Below are 2475 nucleotides of genomic sequence, written 5' to 3' on the forward strand. Positions count from 1 at the left end.
GCGCCGTTCGGTCAGATCGGATGGGAGTTGCTGCCCAGGATGACGCTGACTCTCGGCGCCCGGTACACCTATGAGAAGCGCAAGCTCGAGGACGCCAGCGTGGTAAGCACGTTGGTCAACGGGACCACGGTCCCGCGGATCATTACACCTAAACCGTTGACCATTCGAAAACCCACGTTCCGCGCGGCGTTGGACTACCGCTTCTCCGACGCCATCCTCGGCTACGTGTCGTTCAACACCGGCATCAAGAGCGGCGGCTTCAACACGGTCAGCCCGGCCAATCCGGCATACCTGCCCGAGAAGCTGACGTCCTACGAGGCGGGCCTGAAGACCGAGCTTCTGGATCGTCGCGTAAGGCTGAACCTCGCGGCCTTCTACTACGACTACACGAACCTTCAGGTGATCCAGTTCGTCGGCGTCACGCAGACCGTGGTTAACGGACCCGGCGCGAACCTGTATGGCCTGGACGTCGATCTGGAAGCGCAGCTCGCAAGGGGGCTCAGGATTTCCGGCGGGTTCGAGATCGAGCACACGGAGTTCAGTGATTATCGGGGTGCCGTATTCAGCACGCCGCGACCAAGCGGCGGAGCGATTATCTCGCCCGGTGATGCGACGGGCAACCGCCTGCCGCTGGCGCAGAACTTCAGCGCAACCGGGTCGGTGGACTACCATACCGATCTTCGCGACGGGAGCTTGGATTTCAACCTCACGGCAAACTACAACGGTGACTACTTCTTCGAAGCCGACAATTTCCTTCGGCAGGGGGCCTATGTGATCCTAAATACCTCGCTGAGGTGGACGCTTCCAGAAGATCGTCTGAGTCTGACGCTTTTCGGACGGAACCTCGTGGACGAACGGATCATCACCCAGGCAACGACGCAGGGGTTAGGCTATCCCGCGCTCTATGGCGCCGCGCCGCGGACCTACGGTCTCGGCGCCGAGTTCAGATTTTGAGCCGCCAACCCGTCCCGCGATATCATCCGACTTCGCGCGACGATCCGCGCCGGATGCGCGACCCGAGCTCGCGGTGCGCCCGCGTCCCGGCGCCTCGGGCGTGCTTCAGGTACGACGCTGCATTTCCGGCGCATGATGAACCGAGCGCGACCTACATCGACGCCAACCCCTCTCACTCGAACAAGGAAAACGGTTTTGGCTAAGGTGGTCTGTGTCCTTTATGATGATCCGATCAGCGGTTATCCGACGGATTACGCCCGTGACGACGTGCCGCTCATCTCACGCTATCCGGACGGCCAGAGCGTGCCGTCTCCGAAAGAGATAGACTTCACGCCCGGGCAACTGCTGGGCTCCGTGTCGGGCGAGCTCGGCCTGCGTGGGTACCTCGAAGCCGCCGGGCACACGCTCGTCGTGACCTCCGACAAAGACGACGCGGACAGTGCGTTCGAACGCGAGCTGGTCGATGCGGACGTGGTCATTTCTCAGCCTTTCTGGCCGGCTTACCTGACCGCCGAGCGCATCGCGAAAGCGCCCGCGCTCAAGCTCGCGCTCACCGCCGGGATCGGTTCCGATCACGTCGACCTGCAAGCGGCGATCGAGCGGAACGTCACGGTCGCCGAGGTGACCTATTGCAACTCGGTCAGCGTCGCCGAGCACGTCGTGATGATGATCTTGGGGTTGGTGCGCAACTACATCCCATCGCATGATTGGGTGCGCAAGGGCGGCTGGAACATCGCCGACTGCGTGACCCGTTCCTACGACGTCGAGGGCATGCACGTCGGCACCGTCGCAGCGGGGCGGATCGGGCTCGCGGTTCTGCGTCGCCTCAAGCCGTTCGACATGCCGCTTCACTATTTCGACCGGCACCGACTTTCGCAGGACGTCGAGACGGAACTCAACCTGACATGGCACGACACCGTGGAGGACATGGTGGCCGTGTGCGACGTGGTGACGATCAACTGCCCGTTGCACCCCGAGACCGAGAACCTGTTCGACGAGGCGATGCTGGGGAAGATGAAGCGCGGCGCCTATCTCGTGAACACGGCCAGGGGTAAGATAGTCGATCGCGACGCGGTCGTTCGAGCGCTCGAGAGCGGTCAGCTTGCGGGTTACGCCGGGGACGTATGGTTTCCGCAGCCGGCACCAGCCGACCATCCTTGGCGGACAATGCCGAATGAAGGCATGACGCCGCACATCTCTGGCACGAGCCTCTCGGCGCAGGCTCGCTACGCGGCAGGCGTCCGCGAGGTTCTGGAATGCTTCTTCGAAGGTCGGCCGATCCGCGATGAATACCTCATCGTGCAGGGAGGCGCGCTAGCCGGAACCGGTGCCCATTCCTACAGCGCGGGCAACGCGACCGCCGGCTCGGAGGCGGCGGCGCGCTTCAGGCGAACGGGTGGCGGGGAGGTAAGCGAATGAAGACCCGCGCCGCCGTCGCGTTCGAGGCCAAGCGGCCGTTGGAGGTTGTCGAGCTCGACCTGGAGGGTCCGGCTGCTGGCGAGGTTCTGGTCGAGATCATGG

At 63.4% G+C, this 2475-nt stretch carries 2 protein-coding genes; both read left to right on the forward strand.

The genetic code is table 11. The annotated features are described in order from the left end of the window. Nucleotides 1-954: TonB-dependent receptor (locus ACFE71_RS15515; protein ID WP_375429657.1), on the forward strand; the 954-nt coding region annotated here is incomplete at its 5' end. 204 nt (nt 955-1158) lie between these two features. After that, nucleotides 1159-2373: an NAD-dependent formate dehydrogenase gene (locus ACFE71_RS15520; RefSeq protein WP_375429658.1), complete on the forward strand. Its 1215-nt coding sequence runs from the start codon at nt 1159-1161 to the stop codon at nt 2371-2373. The last annotated feature ends 102 nt before the right edge of the window (nt 2374-2475 follow it).

The organism is uncultured Sphingomonas sp., from assembly GCF_964237155.1.
Lineage (GTDB): Bacteria > Pseudomonadota > Alphaproteobacteria > Sphingomonadales > Sphingomonadaceae > Sphingomonas.